The sequence below is a fragment of the Ferdinandcohnia sp. SAFN-114 genome, from assembly GCF_059415045.1.
The window spans coordinates 26,033-48,438 of sequence record NZ_JBPFDQ010000018.1; the positions used below are offsets into that span (position 1 = coordinate 26,033).

Here is a 22,406-nt window from a genome sequence, read left to right on the forward strand (position 1 = left end):
CTACAATAAATGAATCACTAATACAAAGGAACTGTATCCCGAACCTACTGTTTACATTCACTTGTGGAATGTCTTTGAATTAAATTAGCCGGGAGTAATATTTCTTGCATCGGTTCATTTGGATGATCAATTCTCCAGAGTAACTGTTTAAACGCATAAGATCCAAATAACTTTAAATCCATTGCCATTGTTGTGATTGGAGGATCAGATAGTTGAGATAATTGACCGTTATCAAAACTGCATACTGACACATCATCCGGTATTTTACGTCCTATACTCTTTAGTGATGAACTAACCATAAAACCATATCCATCATTGACACATAACCAAGCACTTGGCACGTTAGTTAACGATTTAATCGTTTGGTCAATTGCAGCACTATTTTCTTCTATATGAAGAAACATGACTTCCTCATTTCGCGTGATATTTCCATCCTTCAATGCTAATAAATACCCTTCCATCCGTTCGTAGTAGCTTGGTGAGAAATCAATATTCCCCACAAAAGCAATGTCGCGATGCCCCAAATCAATAAGGTGTTTCGTTGCTGTATAAGCTCCAAACCTATTATTCGTTAAGATTGCATCAGCTTGTATCAATGGATGATGATGGTCAATTAATACGGTAGGAATACCAGTGGAAATCACTTTGTTGATATATTCCAAACTGATATGAGATACGATGATGATCCCATCGACTCTTTTTTCTTCTATGAAACTTGGTAAAATTAAATGTTCCTTTGAAGATTCCGAAATCGATTGTATCAGAAGGTCTACTTTGTTATTAATGGCATTTTGTTCGATCGATAAAAAGATTTCTCCGAAAAAACTCTTAAGGGAAAAGGCAAATTCCGTAGCAATCAAGCCAATCGTTAGATTCCTTTTTTCTTTTGAGACTGTCTTTTTTCCTTTATATACATATCCTAGATCCGCTGCAGTTTTTTCAACTAATCGTTTGGTATCTGCACTCACTCCACTTTTTCCAGTTAAAGCTTGTGATACGGAGTTTTTTGAAATCCCCAATTTATCTGCAATATCTTGCATCGTTACTTTCTTTTTCATATTTCCTCCTAGATTCATTACGAAATCTTTTTGTAACGTTACAACAATAATACCACTAAAAATATCAATATGGAAGATAACAATCTAAATTTGACAAGATGTTGAAGAACTCCTTCTTCCTTGACACTAACGTTACATTAACATTATAATCAAAATGTAATTAATTCTAGTAACATTACAAATCTACATTTAACAACCTTGTAATTACCTTTGTAATTATAAAATACTATTTACGTATTTTATTAAGTTACTAGGAAAAAATAATTAAACCAACAACGAAACCTACCTTATGAACGCATTTTGTAAGCGATTAAACAAGGTAAGAGTAATTGTAAAACAAGGGGGAAATAAAAGATGAAGTTCAAAAAAACAGCTACACTTTTGGCCACAATTGGATTAACTGCAACTGCTTTATTCGGTTGTAGCACAGGTAATGATTCTTCTTCGGGCAATAAGGAAGAAGGAGTGACTACAATTGAGTTTTGGGCAGCTCCTAACCCAACTCAACAAGCTTTCTGGTCTGAAATGGCGAAGGAGTTTGAAAAGGAAAATGCTGATATTAAAGTCAATGTATCGGCTATTAAAGAAAGCCCTACTTCCGAGGCAAGTATTCAGTCTGCTATTGCAGCCAAACAAGCACCAACAATGTCAGAAAATATCAACCGCGGATTTGGTGCGCTTTTAGCTGAAAGTAAAGCCATTGTACCTCTAAATGAAATTGAAGGATTTGATGAGTTAGTTAGCACACGTCAAATGACAGAAACAATTGAAAGCTGGAAATCAGGCGATGGTAGTCAATACATCTTCCCGATTTACTCCAATTCCATGTTATTTGGCTGGAGATTGGATATTCTAAATGAACTTGGATTTGAAGAAGCACCAAAAACATATAGTGAAGTTCTTGATGTCGCTCAAAAATTAAAAGAAAAATATCCTGACAAATATGTGTGGGCAAAACCAGATTTAGCAGACCCAACAGCATGGAAGAGATGGTTCGACTTCTTTATGCTCTATAATGCTGCTTCTGATGGTAATGCATTTGTACAGGGCACTGAGTTTGTTGGAGAAAAAGAAGCTGGAACTGAAGTATTTGAATTTGTTCAAAATCTAGTAAACGAAGATGCGGTATTAACTGCACAAGTAACAGATCCGTTTGAAGAAGGCACAGGAATCTTTACAGATGTTGGACCTTGGACTCCAGGTTCTACTTGGAAGGAAAAATATCCTGAATTGGTATATGGCGAAACTTATACACTAAGTCTACCACCGGTTCCAGATGATATGGACCCAGAAAATGCAAAAACATTTGCTGACGCAAAAGGTGTCGTAGTCTATGCTTCCGCAACTGAAGAAGAACAAAAAGCAGCAATGGAGTTTTTAACTTGGGTGTACTCTAATCCAGATGCTGACTTAAAATGGCTTCAAACGACAGACCTTCCTCCAGCAAGAGATGATTTAGGTTCAAATGAAGCATTTGCAGCTTATTTTGAAGAAAAACCATTTATGAAAGCTTATGCAGAAGCTGTAGCATTAGGGGTTCCATCAATGGAAAATTCTAAATACAACGAAATTCAAACAGTTATCGGACAATATGCATTCAATAAAATCGTGAAAGGCGAAATCGACCCTGAACAAGCCTGGAACGATATGGTGGATGCTATTGAGGGGGAACTTAAGTAATGCAAAAAACATCAAACGGTATGGGCTGGCTATTCACTAGCCCATACGTTCTTTTTGGGATTATATTTTTCTTTATACCTCTTATCTGGTCATTATTTTTAGCGTTTACGGACTGGAATTTGATTTCACCAGAGTTTAACTTTGTTGGCTTTAGTAATTTTATTGACGCAATCAAAAGTCCTGGTGTACAAGCAGCGTTTTTTAATACCTATAAATTCCTTATTATTTACGTACCAATCGTAGTGGCATTGTCATTGACGGTTGCCATTGTTGTCAATGGGCTACCAAAATTTAAAGGGTTTTATTTAATAGGTTTCTTTCTTCCCTATTTATCTTCTGGCGTTGTATCTTCATTAATTGTCAATGGAATTCTTTCATATAATGGTCCACTGAATACGTTTCTTCGAGAAAAGATGGGTATTAATATTGACTGGCTTGGAACGCCTACGGCCGCATTAATTGTTGTGTCTTTCATGCTTGCATGGAAATTCACAGGTTATTATGGGTTGATTTTATTCTCTGGATTAGCAGGGATTAATAAAGAAATCTATGAAGCTGCAGCAATTGATGGTGCATCCAGATGGCAAACCCTTTGGAAAATTACCATCCCTCAATTATACCCAGCATTGTATACAGTTCTCATTTTGGCAATTGGTGTTAGCTTCGGTATCTTCACAGAAGTGTATCAATTAACGGGTGGAGGCCCTAACAATGCAACCAATACATGGCAAATGGAAATCTTCACAAGAGCATTTACGAACTTGCAAGCTGGTTATGCATCCGCAATCGCTTTAATAGCAGCCGTTGTTACATTTGTCTCTATTTATATTATTAGAAAACTTATTGAATTGTGGGGTAAACGAAATGGTTGGAGCTAAGAAAAATTATATCGTTCGCTACCTTATTGCATCTATCTTGTTACTGATTATGGTTTATCCGTTTATCTACCTGATTTTAAATTCATTTGCGGATTGGTCTCAAGTTGATAAGAAATTAATCCCGTCAGAATTCACATTACGTTCCTATGAATGGTTATTTTCAGGTGGAGATGTTGGTATAGCTCGTCCATGGCTTAACGCCTTCTTTAATAGTGTGGTCGTATCCCTTGCATCAACCTTTTTAATGATGCTAGTCGGAGTGTTAGTTTCTTTCGCTCTATCAAAGTTAATTTTCAAAGGAAGAGATTTCGTCAATAACTTTGTATTGTTCCATATGTTCTTCCCTGCCTTAATTTTATTAATTCCTACCTTCTTATTAATCGAACGAGTAGGTTTATACGATACGTATCTTGGTTTAATTATTCCAAAGGCGGTTAGCTTATGGGCGATATTCATGTATACCAATTTCTTTAAAGCAATACCCAACACCTTTATCGAAGCTGCAAAACTAGACGGTGCTAGTAATTTGCAAATCTTATTTAAAATCATTTTACCGATGTCGAAATCAATCACAACTGTTATTTTCCTATTCTTATTCACAGAACGCTGGACGGAATTATTATGGGATATGATCGCTGTTCGTAGTGATGAAATGTTGACATTAAACGTATTAATTTCTCAAATGTTCGGCCCTTACGGTGGTTACCCAGGACCAATGTATGCAGCTTCTGTTCTCTTAACCATCCCAGTTATTATTTTATTCTTGTTCTTCGCGAAAAAGTTCCAAGAAGGGATGCAATTTACACTTAAATAATCTGGAGGTTTATTGTGGGTAATTGGTGGAAAAAAGCAGTCTTTTATGAAATTTATATGCCTAGCTTCTGTGATGGCAATGGCGATGGGATTGGAGACTTTATTGGAATCACATCGAAGTTGGATTATCTATCTAATTTAGGGATAGACGGAATCTGGTTAACTCCTTTCTATCAATCACCAAAAGTAGATAATGGATATGACATTTCCGATTATTATTCTGTTGATCCAGACTATGGCACAATGCGTGACTTTGAGAACTTTCTCGAAGAGGCTCATGCAAGAAACATAAAGGTCATTGTTGATATCGTATTGAATCATACTTCATCTGATCACCAATGGTTTCAGGAATCCAAGTCATCAATAGATCACCCAAAACGAGACTGGTATATATGGAAAGATCCTGTGGATGGCAAGGAGCCAAATAACTGGGAATCTTTCATGGGTGGATCAGCTTGGAAATGGGATGAAGTGACTGATCAATATTACTATCATGGGTTTGCTGAGCAACAAGTAGATTTAAACTGGACAAACCCAGAAGTCAAAAAGGCCATGTTTGATGTGATGAAATTTTGGCTTGATAAAGGTGTTGATGGTTTTCGCCTCGATGTGATTAATCATTTAAAAGTGAAAGATCATTACCCTAATAATCCAATTGATCCAAATACGAATAAGCAGTTACATGTGAATGATAAAGATCAGGACGGCATTCTTGACGTCATCAGAGAAATATCAACGTTTGTACATTCGTACCCTGATACATTTTTGGTGGGCGAAGTTGGCTCGGAAGATTTAACCGTATTAAAAGAATACTGCGGTACAAATAAAATGGATGTCGTCTTTCAATTTAATCTAGGTAGTATATCAACGCTTGATGTTAATCATATCTATCAACAATTGGTCGATATGGAAAGAGAATATCGTGATGATCAAACCCCTACCCTGTTTTTTGGTAGCCATGATATGTCACGATTCATATCAAGGTTTGCGATTCCTGGCTATGAAGAAGAAGTTGCGAAACTCATGGCGACTCTTATGTTAACTGCTAAAGGGGTTCCATTTATCTATTATGGAGATGAAATCGGAATGCGCGACCTGATCATTGAGGATATTTCCAAGATGAAGGATGTTCAGGGAGTTATTGCTTATCAGCTAGCGCTTCAAGCTGGTAAAAAGGAAAATGAAGCGTTAGCAGAAGCGAATCAACATGGAAGAGACAGCTCAAGGTCTCCTATGCAATGGGCGTCCACAAGCTATTTTGGTTTTTCCGAAGTAGAACCTTGGATTTCATTACCCGATAACGATATAACGGTGGAGAATCAGCTAGACAATGCTGAATCGATGCTTACTTTCTACCAAAAGGTAATCAAGTTAAGGAAGGCTATTCCTGCATTAGCTATTGGAAGGTATGAAACTCTTCAACTAGATAACAAGGTAATGATGTATAAAAGAACAGATGAGCATTCAACGATCATTGTGTATTTGAACTTTAATCGTGATTGTACAACGATTTCGTTGGATGCTGCTTGCAATGTCTTATTATCTTCGCGAAGAGCCTCCGTGGTGAATAATCAGGTGTTAGAGATAGAACTTCTACCATACGAAGCGATCATATTCGAGGAAAAGAGAGGAAGAGAGTAGTGCTCAAACAGAATGAAAAAAAAGTAATTTCTAGTATTCAATTACTTGAAGAATACCGTGCAAATAGAAAACAACCTTATGAAAAAAAGAGAATTGCTTTTTCAGGAGTAACGGACAGAGATATCTATAACATTACAGCCCCATTTCAAGATGAAGGAAAATGGGTAATTGCAGGACGAGTGGAAAAAAGGGATAGCGAGGCTTCTGAAGTCATGATTTTTGAAAACCATGACGATCAGTGGGTCTTGCGTGAGAATAGTCCGGTCTTTCAATTGCAGGATCCTTTCTTCACAAAGATTGGGGAAGAGTTGATTTTAGGAGGAGTAGAAACTTTCCCACACCCTACCCTCCAAGATGCATTGAGCTGGAGAACTGTTTTTTATCGCGGGAAAAACATTGCCACTTTAGAAAAGTTCTTTGAAGGCCCTGATGGCATGAAAGATTTACGTTTGGTGGAGTTAAAGGATGGCTCTATCGGTATCTTTACACGCCCTCAAGGAGAAAAAGGCGGCCGAGGAAAAATTGGCTTTACCAAAGTACGTACACTGGATGAGTTATCCATACAAGGTATCGACGGTGCACCATTATTTCAACAATTTTTAGATGAAGAATGGGGTGGCGCAAATGAGATCCACCTTCTTTCAAATGGCCTGCTCGGTGTCTTAGGACATATCGCACGGTTTGATGAGGCTGGAGATCGTCACTATTACTCCATGATTTTTGTCGTAAATCCAGAAACTGGCGATTACAGTAACATGCAGATCATTGCAGAGAGAGCCGATTTCTTGGAAGGACCCACAAAGCGCCCGGATTTAGTAGATGTCGTGTTTAGTGGAGGATTGGTTCGTAAAGCAAACGGAACAGCAGAATTGTATGCTGGCATAAGTGATGCAGACGCACAGGTGCTACTCATACCAGATCCTTTTCAATTATTTGAACAATAAAAGCATAGACAAGGATTAGGAAAAAAAGGAGGTTATTCACACTTGAACTTAGCGGAAAAAAGGGCACAGTTTGAACAAACCAAAACAATATATGAAACTGCAACACTCACCTTTATTGGTGTAGATGGTTATGACGTCTACAACACCTCCATCCCCTTTTTGTATCAGAATAAAACCTATCTCTTTGGAAGAGTAGAGAAACGTGAAGAATGGGCACGATCTTGGGTTCGTTTATTCGAGAATACCGGAAAGGATGAATGGACATTAGTGCAGGATTCCATGATCTATCAATTGGAAGATCCTTATATTTCATTTATTGATCATGAACTCGTGATGGGTGGCACCCACGTTCGTTATAAACAAGGTGAAGTGGATACCTTTTACGGTTATTTTTATAAGGGTACCGAATTAGACAATTTATATTACTTTACAACCGGTCCTGATTATATGAAGGATATTCGCCTTGTTCAGTTACATGATAACAAGATTGGCGTCTTTTCAAGACCAAGAAGCGAAGAAATCCGGAAAAAGTATGGCAGCGAGTCTATTGTAGGATTTACAACCATCAATCATGTTAATGAATTAAATGCAGAAGTGATTGAGAATGCCTCTATTATCGAAGGGTTATTCGATCAGGATGAATGGGGTGGTTGTAACCAATGTTATCTATTATCCAGTGGGTACATCGGAGTCATTGGACATAAATGCTACAATCAATCCACTGATAACGGAGAAGAACGTAAGGTGTATATGAATGTTTCGTTTGTTTTTGACCCTCATACGCATACATTACTAGATGAAAAAATCATCGGAACACGTTCTTGTTATCCAGAAGGACCTGCGAAACGACCAAATCTAATGGACTGTGCCTTTACTTCAGGAATCGTAGCGAGACCTGACGGGAAAGTAGATTTATATAGTGGGATTGGTGATACAGAAGAAGGAAGAATCACCATCGATAATCCTTTTGAAGGATATGGAGATATCGTCGAAGGGAAAATCAGATAGTTTGAATACGAATAAAATAATGTCTTTGAATTAGCTTTCTAATTCAAATTCAACAATAGGAGTTAAATTGATGAATATCTATCGTTATGAAGAAAATCCATTACTAACACCAATGGATGTCACACCGTATCATAAAAACTTTGAAGTAATTGGGGCATTTAATGCCGGAGTCACAGAATATAATGGTGAAACCATTCTTGTATTACGGGTTGCAGAGAGACCTCTGAGTGAAGATCCAAAAATTGTAAAAGCACCTGTATATAATCCAACAACGAACGAGCTGGAAGTAATTGAGTTAAGAACAGACGATCCAAGGTATGACTTTTCAGATCCTCGTGTGATTATCGATGTAGAAACAAACAAGTTTGCCTATTTAACATCGCTCTCCTATTTACGTTTAGCAAGAAGTAAAGATGGGCGTCATTTTACAATGGATGAGAAACCATTTGTGTATCCATCGAACCAACACGAAACATTCGGAATTGAGGACCCGCGTGTTACCAAAATAGATGACACCTATTATGTGTACTTCAGTGCCATTTCTCCAATGGGTGTGGGAGAATCCTTAGTATCTACGAAGGATTTAGAAACGATTGTCCACCATGGCATGATCTTTAGTCCAGAAAATAAGGACGTTACAATTTTCCCTGAAAAAATAAACGGAAAATATTATGCCTTACATCGCCCTGTACCGAGTGCAACCGGCGCTCCTCAAGTGTGGATTGCTGAATCAGATAATCTACTCTACTGGGGGAATCATCAATTTATATTTGGTCTACGTGATAATATGTGGGATGATGCACGGATAGGAGCTGGAGCGGTTCCAATCAAAACAGATAAAGGCTGGCTAGAACTTTATCATGGCGCAAGTAAAGATAATCGATATTGTATGGGTGCCGTCTTACTAAACTTAGAAGATCCTACAAAAATAATTGCTCGTTCCGAAAAGCCGATTCTTGAACCAGAAGCAAGCTATGAAGTCGAAGGATTCTTCGGAAACGTCGTATTTTCATGTGGAGCATTGGTTGAAGGTGACATTGTAAAAATGTATTACGGTGTTGCAGATACCTCAATGGCTTGTGCGGAATTAAGTCTATCTGAAATACTCGATTCATTAAAATATGAATGAACTAGAAACTACTAGACATTGAAATATTAATAGAGGACCGTACATTCACTATATATGTAAATGTACGGTCTTTCTTTTTTGTGTGTTCAACGATACTCTATTTATTAAAATCATTCCTTAACCTATTATTCGGGTCTATCCCGGTCGTGGCGTTTCGAGGCGTCACTATGACCTAAAAAAGAAATTTTCCAAAAATCAAACTGATAGTTTGATTTCCAACACACTCCAACTAACAGCGTGTTTCCATTTTGTTTTTTCTAGGATTTACTAGTCCTAGAGGTGATCTTTATGATAGATGTTGCAGTTATTGGTCAAAGTATTAAAAGATCTCGTAGAAAGAAAAAACTAAGCCAAGTAGAACTAGCAAAAACCCTAGAAATATCCAATAAATACTTAAGTGAAATTGAGCGTGGGATTGGAACACCTTCAGTAGATCTGTTATTGAGAATTGCAGTTGAACTTGATATTCATCCTGGAGAACTATTTGGGGATTTTGAGTTCACGAGCCAAATCAAACACCCTGAGTTAATGCTTAAATTAGATGAGATCTATCAAGATATCCCAAAGAAATACCACGAAGATATAGTAACCATGAACAGAACAATGGCGAAGTTCATTATTTCTGATCCAAAGATGAAATAATAATTGGTAATCTTATTACCTTTACTCCAATATTGTTGATAATTCACCTCTCCACCGACCAATAACGTTTCTCTTGAATAATATCCCCCGCACCACCACCACAAAAAAAGGAGCAAACCACATGAAAAACATTCAACTCACTTACGAAGTGAACCCCCACACAATGGCTATCCGTCCCGCAAAGGAAATCGAGTACTCAGCGATTGTCAAAGAGGAAAATCAAACCCTCTACATAAGACAAACTCCACTCCAAATCATTAAAGCAGCTTGCCTCGAGGGCGGCTCTACATACGAAGGCCGACGCAAAGCCGTCACCCATCTGACTGGAGCAATTCAAAAGGTACCTATTCCAATCAATCCCCGAAGAAATATGTTTGCGTTTCCCACTCACTCTCCTACCGCGTTTGAGTGCAATTGGATCTTCTACCACCATATAAAATCAATCGTACCTTCTCACCAAAGCAACACAATCCAATCCATTATTCATTTCAAAAATCAACAACAACTGCTTATGAACGAATCTTATTATCTATTAGAAAAGCAATACACCCGGACAACTATGTGCGTCTTACAATATTCAACACAAGAAAAAATGCAAGCGTATCCAATGCTAGGAATGTAACTATAGGTTATGAGGACTGGTCCCATGAATCAACATCATCTCCCTGAGACGCTGGACCTGTCCCTCAGACTTACTATTGACGCAGCAAACTGAACATAAAAACCCCCTGGATGCGAAACTACTGTCCCGCTCCCTCAAATTAAAACAAAAAGGATGAACGAACATGTCTGGAAATATACTACTGAATGAACGACCAATAATTGTTGTACCGACTCTTGCCAAATTGCTCGGTACGAATGAAAGTATTATCCTTCAACAGATCCACTACTGGCTCCAACGTAGCAAACATATCAAACTTAATCGAAAATGGGTATATCTCACCTATGATCAGTTGGTCGAACAAATTCCTTTCCTCTCAAAAAGCACGATTCGAAGAACAATTCTTAAACTAGAAAACAAAGGCTACCTAACCTCACAAAACTTCAATCGATTGAAACTAGACAAAACGAAATGGTACTCGATAAATTATGAGAATCTGAATGAATTAAAGGATGAGGGTTTTGGCGAGGACCTTACTTCCTTGGAGGAAAAACTTATTCCATCAGACCAACCTGAACAAGTGGAATGTTTAGATAGAGCAGACGATGTGCTCAACCTGGACAGCCCATGTGTTCAAATCGAACAGTCGAGCAGTCCAACTTGGCACGTCGAGGAGTTCAGTTTGATCACACCTATACCAAAGATTACTACAGAGATTACTACAAAGATTACATCAGAGACTTCTTCTTCTTCAAAAGAATTACAGCAAACCAATGAAAAAGAAGACCCGTTCCGATTCTTCGAGCAAAATGGATTTGGTACAATCGGAAGTTTTCTAGCTGATAAAATTAAGGCCTGGTGTAATGACTTATCAGACGAACTCGTGATTGAAGCTATGAAACTTGCTGTAGAAAATTCATCGAAGCGCTGGAATTATGTAGAAGCTGTCCTAAGAGATTGGGTGGATAAAGGCTATCAATCCCTGGATGATGTACATGCTGCACGGCTTGCCTATAAACATCAAGCGAAGCATCCAACTATGAAAAAGACTACCAGACAAGAATTCCTTCCTGACTGGTTTCATACTCGTGATCAGAGCAAAGGACCTGTACATACTCCTAGCTTCGAAGAGAAAAAAAGATTGTTTGAGGAACGCCTTAAAAAGCCTAGGGAAGATGGTGATATAAATACGTTAGGATACTGAAAAATGACCTGTTCCCCTGTCTGCAAACGTCAGAGTGATAATGCAACCTAAAATTCTTGTTCTTGGCGACCGTTGTAACCTCAATTCTCTACATTTCATACTAGTTTATTTGTCGATATCTACTCATAATTTGTAGATATTTCCCGGGAATTTGTTGAAATTTGAAAAATAGTAATATTTATTGGGGACGAGGGGAAATTTTCTAATGTTTCTGGTACCACATTCTCATATATCGCCCAGGAAACGAATCAAAAAAAAAATGTGGCCAACCCCTTTCCTGTTGAACACTATTAAAGAGTTGCTTATACTGTTAAACCTTTATTCTAAACTCAAACATCTCACTAATAGGATGGCTCTCTCTTCGCACATGAGCGTTTTAATCGTAGCGTATATCGCCCATCGATACAAAAAAACACAAAAAATTACTAGTTCCACGTCACCATTTAATTTACTTTAACACTATAAAACTTTACCTCTTTGGAGGCCTAGCCCCAACTTTAGATTTCTTGATCTTTGATTTATGTAACTGATCTTTGTCAGCATAATTTTTAGCTTTCCTCCAATTAATCTCTAAAGTTTCCTTAATTTTCGTTATTGGTAATCCTTTTTGTTAAGTAAGTGTTTGATTCAATTAATATCAGAAATTGCTAGTATCCTTTCTACCTCCACTACCAAATTTCTTGACACAATTAATGTAGTGGGACTTGGGGTGACTGGCAAGTCTTTTTATAGGCACTTATAAAATAAAGTGCAGGACTCTTCATTTTCTGTTGCAAAGGTCTTTACTTTTATTTTGCAATAAACAGGTAGATTTGGGTTGAATGGAATTTATAAGAACTTAAATCCTAATATTTGCTCCTAGAGCTGAAATGAAGTAAAACTTCAAACAGTAGAACCCTCTAAAAATAATACACAAATCACGTATTATATTGTTCAAATTTAACCATAGGTATATTAAAGATGGACCGATTTCTCTGGAGATTGTTCCTTGTGTATCGGTTACAAGTGATTATTATTTACATATTATTTTTTTTACTTTGTATGGGTCACTTCTCGCTATTTTTATTCGCAACAAAAGAACCATAACCTTTTGGTTATGGCACTCTTCATTCTCTCCACTTGTACACCATTGTTCCTCGTTCTTATTTTTACATAATAAAACTTACTTCTTATTATTCTCCTACTTGGTTACCCAATTACCAAAAAGCATTGCTCCGATTACTAAACGATATGAACCTTTTGTTGCAAGTAGACTATTAAATTTCTAACAAATATCGACTTTATGTTTTGTTTGCAGTACTCTCCATGTATACAATTATCATTTTTTGTAAAAAAATGTAATAAGAGGAGCGGGTATTTTTCTTTATTCACTGTTTTATCACTTCCAAAAGCATTGCTCCGAAAACAATCTTTTGGAGGATGATTATGATGAATAGAAAACAAAAAGAAGAGTACGTAGTCTTAATGGTGAAAAAAACGAAAGACTTCTCTAACTTACTGGAATCGCTTAGATTAAAGAACATTCTTGTTGATTATGCTGCTGACATTCCTATTGGTTTGGGCTCACCCTTAGAGGCTATGAAAAATATGTGGTGTCTAAAAAAAATGGGTAAAGGGCTTCCGATTCCTTTAGGGGACATGGATGCTCAGGGACTTTATTTAGGTCAAGCACTAGGGCAAGAACACAAAAAGCACTTCGGTTGTTTGAACCGTTTTCAACTTGCCAACCACATGTATTTAGCGCATTATTTCAACTTCACGTTTTTCTACTATTTTGGTGACAAGAATAATCCTAAATGGCAATTCAAACTTGAACCAGGCTTTAGTTCACTGCCGTTTGTATCACCAGCTGATACTACTTCAGTAATACTGAACAATGAGCTTTGGACAAAATACTGTAATGATGAAAACGTGAAGACGAAAGGGCGAAGCAAATTCAAAGAAATGTTGGATTTAGCTGATGAATTGATCGCTAAAATAGGCCAACAAGACTGTTCATAACTTTATTAAGCGTACCCTCTCCTTTAATAAAAGGAAGAGAACTTTCTCTTCCTTTTGATATTTAAATTAGTTTAGTACAATTTACTTCAGACGGATATTGAAGATATCAGCTATCACTATAATTCTAACTTCGTTTATGAAGGTAATTATTACTATTCTAAAGGTTTAGTACAGATATTTAATTAGTCTGTCTAAGATTCATAGAAGGTAAAAAGTGTTTTAAAAAACAACTTTGTTTTTGATGTTTAAATGATTTTAGATGGTGATGTTTTTCCCTAATAAAAATTTAACATCTCCCCTTCTATTAATAGAACTATATATTAAATTTGCTCTCCAAAATTTAATGTTTTTTCAAAAAAAGTGGTACCCTGCAATCCTTTATGCAAAGTTCCACATCCATTAGTTTTAACTGACTTAAATACAGCAATATCTAAATTGTAAAGAATACTTTTTATTCCTTATAATTATTCTCAAACCGCCAAGCAACCCTGCACATTGCAATAAGGTCACGATTAGCTTCCCAGCCTAGTTCTCGCTTTGCTTTCGAAGCATCTGCATAACACTTATCTATATCTCCAGGTCTCCGTTCCACAATTTCATAGAGAAACTCAATACCATTAGCTTCTTCAAAAGCTTTCACTAATTCTAGTACACTAGTACCTTTTCCGGTTCCCAAGTTATATACATGAACACCTTCTGTTAGATTTTCCAGAGCAGTAACATGGCCCTCAGCAAGATCTAGTACATGTATATAATCTCTTACCCCTGTGCCATCTACTGTTGAATAATCATTCCCAAATAATCTTTGGTCCCCGTGAAGTTTTACATGATATGGAATGTTCCGTTTGCGGACATGATGAAGTCTACTACATAAACCCTACTACGAAGCAACAGATTTGAAGAGCGTGCAGTGGATGTGGATATTTTCAGAAGTTTGAATGAGTTGACCCCTCACTTTTTGAGGGGCTTTATTTTAAATTCCGATATTCATGTAGAAATTACATTCTTTCTGCGTAGATGATATATCGATAAGGCGCATCACCAATATAGCCAAATGGATAACAAGTCGTCACGATTAGTTCTTCCTCATCGTTTTGAAGTGTAATGATTGTCATATCATTTGCATCGACAATTTCGGTATGCTTGATTTTATAGGAATAATCACCATATGGGACTTCGACTTTCATTTCATCGCCAATTTCTAGTTCTCCAATATGCTTAAATACTGTGTCACGATGGCCTGATAATACAATTTGTCCATTTTCATCAGGGTAATAGGCCCCTTTGTAATGTCCTACCCCTTTCCCTAATTCATCTGGGTCTGTGCCTTCTATGATCGCTAAATCCGCATCTATTTTTGGTATGGTTAAGAGACCAACAACTTCCCCCTGTTCAGGAACAAACCTTTCTCTCTTTTTTTCTATTACAGGTTCCTCTATGACCTTTTTTGCCTCCTCATATGTTTCATTCGCTTCTGCCTTGGAGTGCATGATTTCCCATGATGCATATCCAATTACACCGATGCCAATCGCTAATATGAGGTAAATGAGGTATTTTCCCATCCCACTCCTCCATGTACCTTTTATTTAGGAAAAAGGATCCACTTGAATACCAAGTAGATCCCCTTGTTCTTTCTATTATAGATATGTCATTAAGCCATTCTACGGTTTCTTACGAAAAGTAGAACTCCACCAATTGCAACAATCAGTAAACCAAATGCTAATAGGTTATAGCTATTAGTTGCAGTTACTGGAAGCTTGTGACCTTCAGTCGTTTTGTTTGTGTTACTATCAGAAGTATTATCTACTGACCCTTTATTTGAATCGTTAGTTGTAGTAGATGTATTGTCTTTTGTTCCAGCTGTAGATTTGTCATCTGAAGACTCGTCTGTATCAGCTGGAGCAGAAGCAACCTCAAATACTCCATATTCACTGAAGTGAACAACTTGAGCAGTAACTTCTTTAGTCGCTTTATTAATCGTTACATTATAAGCTTCTTCTACTAATTTACCTTCTTTAACAAAGTAAACACTTAAGTCATTCCAGTTATTCACTTTTCCAGTAATAGGGAACGTTAAGGTAATAGGATTATTTTTGAAATCAATATTTTTCCCAGTTTCTAGATTCACTAACGTAAAATCATAAACAACTGACACAGCACCTTTTACATTTCTAGGTTCTGCATTTAATTCTAAACCTTGCATAGCAAGTGCAACAGGTAATTGAACCTCTACTGCTCCACCAATGTTAAGTGTAATCGATTTTGTGTTAGGACTTTCTTGTAATAATTGCTCAATGCTTTCTTTTGTTACAGTTACGTTAACAGCAGTGTGTGCGGAATAATCAAGTACAAGCTCACCTTTGTCATTTGTCTGTAAGACAGCTTCTGCATTATAAACGTCTGTTGTTACTTCTTCACCGTATACATCGTCAGTAACATTGTCGCCATAGACATCATCTGTTACTTCTTCATATACGTTATCTGTTACATCTTCTCCATACACATCGTCTGTTACTTCTTCGTATACATCTTCTGTTACTCCATCTCCATATACGTTGTCAGTAACGTCTTCCCCGTACACATTGTCTGTTACTTCTTCGCCGTATACGTTGTCAGTTACATCACCATAGTATACTTCATCTGTTACGTCACCACCATATACAACGTCTCTCACGCCGTACACATCAGCTGGTACTTCGTATACATTATTTACAACTGTTGAATTATCTTCATGTTCAGCTGCAAATGTACTAGTTGCAAAAGGTGCAACTATTAAACTAAATGCTGTTAAACCACTAATAAATGATAGCTTTTTCTTCATTTCCATTTCCCCCTATAAACAATACATGTTATAGTACGAGACTTTCCACACCTCCTTCTATTAAACTATTTGGAAATACCAATTATCCCAACATTTACTAATATATACTACTTTTTTACTATTTGTCCATATTTTACATCAATTTCCTGTAAATTTCTGAATCAAAAGTTGGATTTCTTTGTCGATTTTTGCTGAATCTCGGGTTCTCTCTAGTTCTTTAGCCTTATCTATTTCACCGATTCGATAATAGGCTAGGGCAGTTATTGCCGCTAGATTAAGAGAATTTTCTTCGATTTCATTATAGATATCTATTATTTCCTTATAATTTTCATTTTTGAAGTGTGCTAGGCTCGCTTGATAATGCACCGCAGGTGTTAAACCAAACTTGCGGCTATTAAAGGCTGCAGGCAAGGAACTTTCAACGATTAGCTGATGCTCGTGTTTCATCACTTCATAATCATGAAGTGCAGATTCTACTAAGCTTGGATTATTCGTTTTGATTGCCTGATTTATCTTCGCGGACATGCTTAATTCATATAGCTTCGTATTATATCGATCAACTGCTAATGCTGCATCATAATAGGCAATCGCTTTATCAAAGTCCCCAAGCCTGTTATATGTAGTCGCGGCTTTGACTAGCACACTTGAGTTATTTGGTTCTAAGATTACCATCCTCTCAAGAAGGGCCTTTAGCTTTTCCACTATCTCTACTTCCGACCCCTTCGACTTAAGTGATTGAATATAGACATCACTAAGATCGAATAGATATTTCGTATTTTGTGGATGCTTACGTACCGCGTTCTCCAACAGCACTTGTTTTGCATCGAGAGTCTTTGTCAGTTTCGACTGCTCAAAGTCTTGTGAAGCCTGCATAAATTGGAACGTGAACACTAAGCATACCGCTACAACAAAGGTAAACAGAGAGACACATATTATAGAAAGTCTTTTTGGTACCTTTATTTCCTCCGTTACTTGTGTGGAAGTTGCCATAATGAGTAACCAAAAGACAAGTAACCAAACTGTCCCGTAGGAAAAGTTAAAATCTATAAAACTATGAACAAAAATAGTAAGAATAGAAAGCAAAACAGCGATATAGATTGGATTATCTTTTTCTCTCAATATGGACCGGAATATATTTACTAGAAAATAACCAAAAACAGCAATAAAAAGTAGTAAGCCGAGCCAGCCCGTATCTATTAGCCATTCTGCAAACCCATTATGTGCCTTATTCGACAAATAGGGGGTTTGTTGATATTGTCTATAAACAGCACCCCAAGCCTCCCCACCTAGCCCAATAACGGGGGAACTTTTACTCATCGTCACCGCATCCTCTAAAAAGTTTAATCTTTCTGCGGCAGACGCTGTCGTTAAGTTAATATTGTCCACTCTATCCTGAAGTTCTCCAGGCAAAGCCTGATAAACAAGACCATCATTTTTTATATCCAGAACCCCAGCAATTCCGATGACTAGAATGAGTGCTGGAACGATAAAGCGAAAGACTGGTTTTACTTCTTTCCTTTCTAAAGCCTTATCTAGTAGATATACCACAAGGAAAGTAATTGCTGGTGATAGTAGTAGAATCGCCCAAACACTAAGGGGGACTGACTCTTTACCTGTCATGATTCTATATGCTAAAATTGCCGAAAGTGAAGAAATGATTGAAATTGCTAGATAAATTACTTGTTGTTTTATTGATAGTAGCCATAAACCTAAAAATATAACAAATGGAAGAACTAGTAGCATCCCTCTTGATTCTGACAAAAGAACATTCAAAAGATGCGGAACCAATGGTATGGAATAGAAGACAATGTATTTGTAAGGAAGTTTCCGCTTTGTCAGCATTACAAGTGAAAAGAGGAAAAAGACCCCCAATACCATTGAAAATGTATTTGGATATTGAAAAACTCCCGAAGAACGACCCGCTATAAAACTATTCTTGAATGACATCCACCCAGAGTCGATAAAAAGCATATGGAATGAAATCCACAATCCCGTGAAACTAAAGATGATTGGCATCCACTTTTTGATTTCATGGCTCAATGTTGCCCAATAGAGACCAAGGAAAAAGGCTGTATAGGTTGTCCATCTGATCATGGAATCCCAAGCACCTCTTGGACTCTCTGCAAAAAATAGAGGGAGTAAGTAACATAAAGGTAATAATAGAATTATGATTACGTAATTTAATTGCGCTACTTCCTTATAAAGAATCCATCTAAGGAAAAGCACAAGAAATAGAGTTAACACGAATATACTGATTGGATAAAAGTCTTTGGCAAAATACAAACCCTTCTGATAGGGAGTAAGAATGAATAATAATGCCAATATGACAAAGGTAAACCATCTCATAAATAAATCCTCCGTTACAACTTACATAGAAGTTCAGTTTCATTTTTCTCCTAAATCTTGAAAAATACGTTTAAACAAACTTGATGGAGACGATCCAAACCACATTCTATTTTCTGGCACGACTTCATCTGGACCCATCCAGACTGCTCCCACATATTTTTCGTTATATCCAACAAACCAGCCATCAAAAGAAGTCGTTCCTGTTTTTCCAGCAATCTGTTGGCCTGAAATTTGGGCATTATCAGCTGTACCCTCCTGCACGACATCCTGTAACAAAGAGGTCATTGTATCAGCTGTTTCTTTCTCGAAAATTTTCGTTTTCTTGACATTTGTTTTGTATTTCACTTTTCCACTTTGTGTTTCAATACGTTGTATGGTTTGGGCGTGCACCATTTTACCTTCATTAGCAAATGATGTATATGCTTGTGCAATCGCTAGTGGAGAGGTTCCTACCCTTGTAAATCCTAGGGCTAGTTTATATTCGTCAGTCGGGTCAATTTCAAACAAATCAAACTTATTGATGTATGCTAGGCCATTTTCTAACCCTATTTTGTACAGTAACCACGCCGTTGGAACGTTATAGGACATAACTAGACTTTCGTGGAGTGAAACTTCACCGTGAAATGTACCATCATGATTTTTTGGCTCATATCCATTAAACGATAGCGGCTTATCCTCTAGCGTGTCTTCAGGTTTCCAACCTAGCTCAATCGCGGGTCCATAAGCGATGAGTGGTTTAAAGGTTGATGCAGGCTGTCGAGTTGTATCAGTTGAATGATTGTACGTAGACAACTGATATTCACGACCACCCATAAGACCCGCTACTTCCCCTGTTTCACTTTCAAGGACGACCATCCCGCCTTCTACAAATGTGTTTTCATTTTCGGGGAATGTTTTCTGATCCATAAAAGAATCATATAGGTGAAGCTGAAGATCGCGATTAAGATTTGTTGTAATGATGTACCCTTTTCGGAAAATCTCACTTTCCTCCTGGCCAAATATGTCTCTTAACTCATCGGATGCAAGATCCACATAGGTTTGAGCAAATGTGTTCTTATGGTGTAAACCTTTTAACAGTTCTGGAATATCAGATTGATAGGTGTCTGTTTCGATATAGTTATCGTTGACTAGAGTCGTAATCATGTTTTCTAAATCAACCTGGATATTCTGTGATTCAATATTTTTAGATTTGTATAAGAGATAGATCTGTTCCATAACGGATGTATCCTTTAACCTTTTATCGAAATAATAATTTGCTGCATTTTCAAAACCTACTATTCCATTGTCGAGGTAGGCCTTGTTTATGTAGACTTCGAATGTTTCGTCTTTCGAATATGTAATCATGATTACGCTTGTTAGTAGTCTCTTTATCGTTTGGGTAGGATATAATAGTTGCTCCAGGTTATCCTTTTCTTTTTTCATATATGTAGTAATAAGTTCCGGTACATCCTCAGAACGTATCCATGTATTGTTCTGCTCTACTATTTCTTCACCATTGTTATCTAGAAGGATGGTACTTGTTGGACTTTTTAGATTTTCATTGACCTCCAAGACTTGATTGAATATAAATATGATGAATACGAATACACTACCTGTAACAGCAATTAGTAATAATCGCTTATGTTTTTTCATTTTTGCCCCCCAAAAAACAAAATCTAACAATATACTACAATAAAATGACAAAGAAATGTTAAAAAAGTACCAGTTCTTACAAAAAGTTCTGGTACTTTTTTCTCACTAACAACATACATGTTTTATTCTTTTGTTAAATGTGACAAGCCTTTTACTATCATATACTTCACTACCATAATCCTCATAACAGACCTTTGTGAGATAGGGACAGAGGGACAGGTCCCGTGTCCCAAAAGCGCGCAAAAAACCCAGGAAGTATGTTCTTCCTGGGTCCTTTTTGGTTAGGAGTTTTATAGCTTTACCATATAATTGAATGCTGCTCGCTTATGATAGTACATTTTCATTTCAATAGTAGATTTGAGATTCTCACAGAGGCAATCCTCCAATAACGCTCGATTCTTGCTAAATTGAAAGGTATGCCAATAATACTTTGTTTTGTATATCATTTTTTTCATGCATATCTCCCCTTACGATTTGTGTACACATAAATCAACGGAGTCGTGTTCGGAAGGGAAGCTGGCTGGCATAGTCCAAAAAAACGTTAGCCCCTGTAGTTTTGCGTCATCACTTTTCAATGATTTTGCCGTTTCGTACGATTTATGTATGCCCTATCACCACTATAAAATAGAGTGTACATCTGCCAAAGGGGCTTAAGTTCTATTTTCAATGCAAATACAGCTTTTGTAGTATGGGACAGAGGCCAACCAGCGTGGAGAGGGAAAGGTCCCGTGTCCCAGAGGTTTGGTGAGGTAGGAAGGAGCGGTAATGCGGGTTGAGGCCTGCTTGAAACTCTATAGAACGTAAAAAAACCAAGATCATCGGGACCTTGGTTTGTTGTTTACATTTATAGGGGTTTTATAGTTTGGCTATGTAGTTAATAGCCGCACGCTCATGGTAGTGCATTTTTGATTCGATATTAGATTTCAATTCTTGACAAAGGCAATCCTCTAATAGTGCTCGATTCTTGTTAAATTGTATGCTGTGCCAAAAGTATCTCGCTTTATAAATGACTCTTTTCATGCATATCTTTCCTTCCGATTTGTTGTAATCATAAATCGACGGAGCTTCGTGTTCGGGAACTGGCTGGCGTAGTCCAAAAGACCTTAGCCCCTTTAGTTTTGCGTCACCATCTTTCAATGATTTTGCCGTTATCGTACGATTTATGTATGCTTCATTATTACTATAGACTAGATTGCGAATCTATTAAAAGGGACTTTAGGACTATTTTAGATCCAAAAGATGATTTTATTGTAGGTTTTTGTCGTTTTCGCTCGAAATTTAGCAGCTATTAAACCTTGCCACTAGTCGTGAATTTGATCGTAATGGAGGGAACTGGTGGTTTATAATAAAACTACATAAATATAAGAACGGAGAGGCAATTGACATGGGCAAAAGAATATTTGTTATCGCCATATCCTGTTTAGGTATCTTTTTCATTCTTTATTTTTTTACATTCCGCTCAAGTGAACCTACCCACCTTGCAATTCCAACAACATCATTAGAAGAGAGCATTTGTAAAAAGGTAACCGAACAATTCGGTGACTGCCAAAGAATTCTTATGTTTGATGCTCGGTCAAACCTAGTTTTTATTGAAAGTAGCTCTGGTATCATTCCCGTATTAACTAACCAAGAGTTTACTGATTTTAAGAAGTTTATTTACCCCATAATGGACTTTCAGGAGTTCAATGAAGAGAAAGTTGAAAGAGGTCCGATTAATTGGCGGGCTGACAATCATGTCCAAGAGGATTTTTCCATCATTTATGGATTTGCTGAGGATGGTGCAAAGACGATCGTTATTAATAGTGAAGGCAACATCCAACCAAACCGTTTTTTAGTACGTGATAACTTGTGGGTTTGGTATGCGATTTTTAAGAATGACGTTCAATTGCCAGTTGACGTTACTGTCTATGACGGAGATGGTCAGATTATTTATGGTGAAAAGGCGGGGGAATAATGTTGGATTCAAAACTCACACTTGATGGTTAGCGGACAGGTTCGATGTCCCACC

General features: G+C 37.2%; 18 protein-coding genes, 1 pseudogene and 2 riboswitches. Of the genes and pseudogenes, 12 read left to right on the forward strand and 7 right to left on the reverse strand.

Annotated elements, in window-relative coordinates:
- Positions 1 to 44: 44 nt before the first annotated feature.
- Entirely contained in the window at positions 45 to 1,058 is a 1,014-nt protein-coding gene (locus ACR65M_RS07905) for a LacI family DNA-binding transcriptional regulator (RefSeq protein WP_440273043.1), read from the reverse strand.
- Positions 1,059 to 1,412: 354 nt separating this feature from the next.
- Between ACR65M_RS07905 and ACR65M_RS07910 the strand changes: the two genes are divergently transcribed.
- The 11 genes from ACR65M_RS07910 to ACR65M_RS07960 all read left to right on the forward strand — a co-directional run bounded on the left by ACR65M_RS07910 (position 1,413) and on the right by ACR65M_RS07960 (position 13,599).
- On the forward strand, positions 1,413 to 2,738 hold the full coding sequence (locus ACR65M_RS07910) for an ABC transporter substrate-binding protein (RefSeq protein ID WP_440273044.1): 1,326 nt from the start codon (positions 1,413 to 1,415) through the stop codon (positions 2,736 to 2,738).
- Positions 2,738 to 3,616: an ABC transporter permease subunit gene (locus ACR65M_RS07915; protein WP_121445554.1), complete on the forward strand. Its 879-nt coding sequence runs from the start codon at positions 2,738 to 2,740 to the stop codon at positions 3,614 to 3,616. The genes ACR65M_RS07910 and ACR65M_RS07915 overlap by 1 nt, the downstream gene beginning before the upstream one ends.
- A complete protein-coding gene (locus tag ACR65M_RS07920) occupies positions 3,603 to 4,430 on the forward strand; it encodes a carbohydrate ABC transporter permease (protein ID WP_121445553.1) in 828 nt (275 codons plus the stop codon). The genes ACR65M_RS07915 and ACR65M_RS07920 overlap by 14 nt, the downstream gene beginning before the upstream one ends.
- 14 nt (positions 4,431 to 4,444) lie before the next feature.
- Positions 4,445 to 6,070, forward strand: coding sequence for a glycoside hydrolase family 13 protein (locus ACR65M_RS07925; RefSeq protein WP_440273045.1), 1,626 nt, complete (start codon positions 4,445 to 4,447; stop codon positions 6,068 to 6,070).
- Entirely contained in the window at positions 6,070 to 7,014 is a 945-nt protein-coding gene (locus ACR65M_RS07930) for an MTP-1 family protein (protein ID WP_440273046.1), read from the forward strand. Before ACR65M_RS07925 ends, ACR65M_RS07930 begins: the two co-directional genes overlap by 1 nt.
- Before the next feature lie 42 nt (positions 7,015 to 7,056).
- Positions 7,057 to 8,022: a DUF1861 family protein gene (locus ACR65M_RS07935; RefSeq protein ID WP_440273047.1), complete on the forward strand. Its 966-nt coding sequence runs from the start codon at positions 7,057 to 7,059 to the stop codon at positions 8,020 to 8,022.
- 70 nt (positions 8,023 to 8,092) lie between these two features.
- A complete protein-coding gene (locus ACR65M_RS07940) occupies positions 8,093 to 9,151 on the forward strand; it encodes a BtaManbiosPhlase (RefSeq protein WP_121445551.1) in 1,059 nt (352 codons plus the stop codon).
- 288 nt (positions 9,152 to 9,439) lie between these two features.
- Complete coding sequence (locus ACR65M_RS07945; protein WP_341333146.1) at positions 9,440 to 9,793, forward strand: helix-turn-helix domain-containing protein; 354 nt, start codon at positions 9,440 to 9,442, stop codon at positions 9,791 to 9,793.
- A 121-nt stretch (positions 9,794 to 9,914) separates the two neighbouring features.
- Entirely contained in the window at positions 9,915 to 10,415 is a 501-nt protein-coding gene (locus ACR65M_RS07950) for a competence protein ComK (protein WP_341333147.1), read from the forward strand.
- Positions 10,416 to 10,578: 163 nt separating this feature from the next.
- A complete protein-coding gene (locus ACR65M_RS07955) occupies positions 10,579 to 11,598 on the forward strand; it encodes a DnaD domain-containing protein (RefSeq protein ID WP_341333148.1) in 1,020 nt (339 codons plus the stop codon).
- Between the two features lie 1,428 nt (positions 11,599 to 13,026).
- Positions 13,027 to 13,599: a hypothetical protein gene (locus ACR65M_RS07960; protein WP_440273048.1), complete on the forward strand. Its 573-nt coding sequence runs from the start codon at positions 13,027 to 13,029 to the stop codon at positions 13,597 to 13,599.
- A gap of 451 nt (positions 13,600 to 14,050) precedes the next feature.
- On the opposite strand, the pseudogene ACR65M_RS07965 reads toward ACR65M_RS07960, so the two are convergent.
- The 6 genes and pseudogenes from ACR65M_RS07965 to ACR65M_RS07990 all read right to left on the reverse strand — a co-directional run.
- Positions 14,051 to 14,404, reverse strand: a pseudogene (locus tag ACR65M_RS07965) (GDP-mannose 4,6-dehydratase); the annotation flags it as partial.
- Positions 14,405 to 14,597: 193 nt separating this feature from the next.
- The gene (gene srtD / locus ACR65M_RS07970) at positions 14,598 to 15,161 is read right to left on the reverse strand and encodes a class D sortase, LPxTATN-specific (RefSeq protein WP_341333150.1); all 564 of its coding nucleotides are present in this window, start codon (positions 15,159 to 15,161) and stop codon (positions 14,598 to 14,600) included.
- A gap of 89 nt (positions 15,162 to 15,250) precedes the next feature.
- Complete coding sequence (locus ACR65M_RS07975) at positions 15,251 to 16,420, reverse strand: LPXTG cell wall anchor domain-containing protein (RefSeq protein ID WP_341333151.1); 1,170 nt, start codon at positions 16,418 to 16,420, stop codon at positions 15,251 to 15,253.
- Positions 16,421 to 16,558: 138 nt separating this feature from the next.
- Complete coding sequence (locus ACR65M_RS07980; protein ID WP_341333152.1) at positions 16,559 to 18,766, reverse strand: O-antigen ligase family protein; 2,208 nt, start codon at positions 18,764 to 18,766, stop codon at positions 16,559 to 16,561.
- Positions 18,767 to 18,805: 39 nt separating this feature from the next.
- Positions 18,806 to 20,398 carry a transglycosylase domain-containing protein gene (locus ACR65M_RS07985; protein ID WP_341333153.1) on the reverse strand — a complete coding sequence of 531 codons (1,593 nt, stop codon included), beginning with the start codon at positions 20,396 to 20,398 and terminating at the stop codon, positions 18,806 to 18,808.
- A gap of 290 nt (positions 20,399 to 20,688) precedes the next feature.
- Positions 20,689 to 20,853, reverse strand: coding sequence for a hypothetical protein (locus ACR65M_RS07990; protein WP_440273049.1), 165 nt, complete (start codon positions 20,851 to 20,853; stop codon positions 20,689 to 20,691).
- A 53-nt stretch (positions 20,854 to 20,906) separates the two neighbouring features.
- A riboswitch (cyclic di-GMP riboswitch) is annotated at positions 20,907 to 20,993 on the reverse strand.
- Positions 20,994 to 21,469: 476 nt separating this feature from the next.
- A riboswitch (cyclic di-GMP riboswitch) is annotated at positions 21,470 to 21,555 on the reverse strand.
- Between the two features lie 227 nt (positions 21,556 to 21,782).
- Between ACR65M_RS07990 and ACR65M_RS07995 the strand changes: the two genes are divergently transcribed.
- Positions 21,783 to 22,352, forward strand: a complete 570-nt coding sequence (locus ACR65M_RS07995; RefSeq protein ID WP_440273050.1) for a hypothetical protein — start codon at positions 21,783 to 21,785, stop codon at positions 22,350 to 22,352.
- Positions 22,353 to 22,406 lie beyond the last annotated feature (54 nt).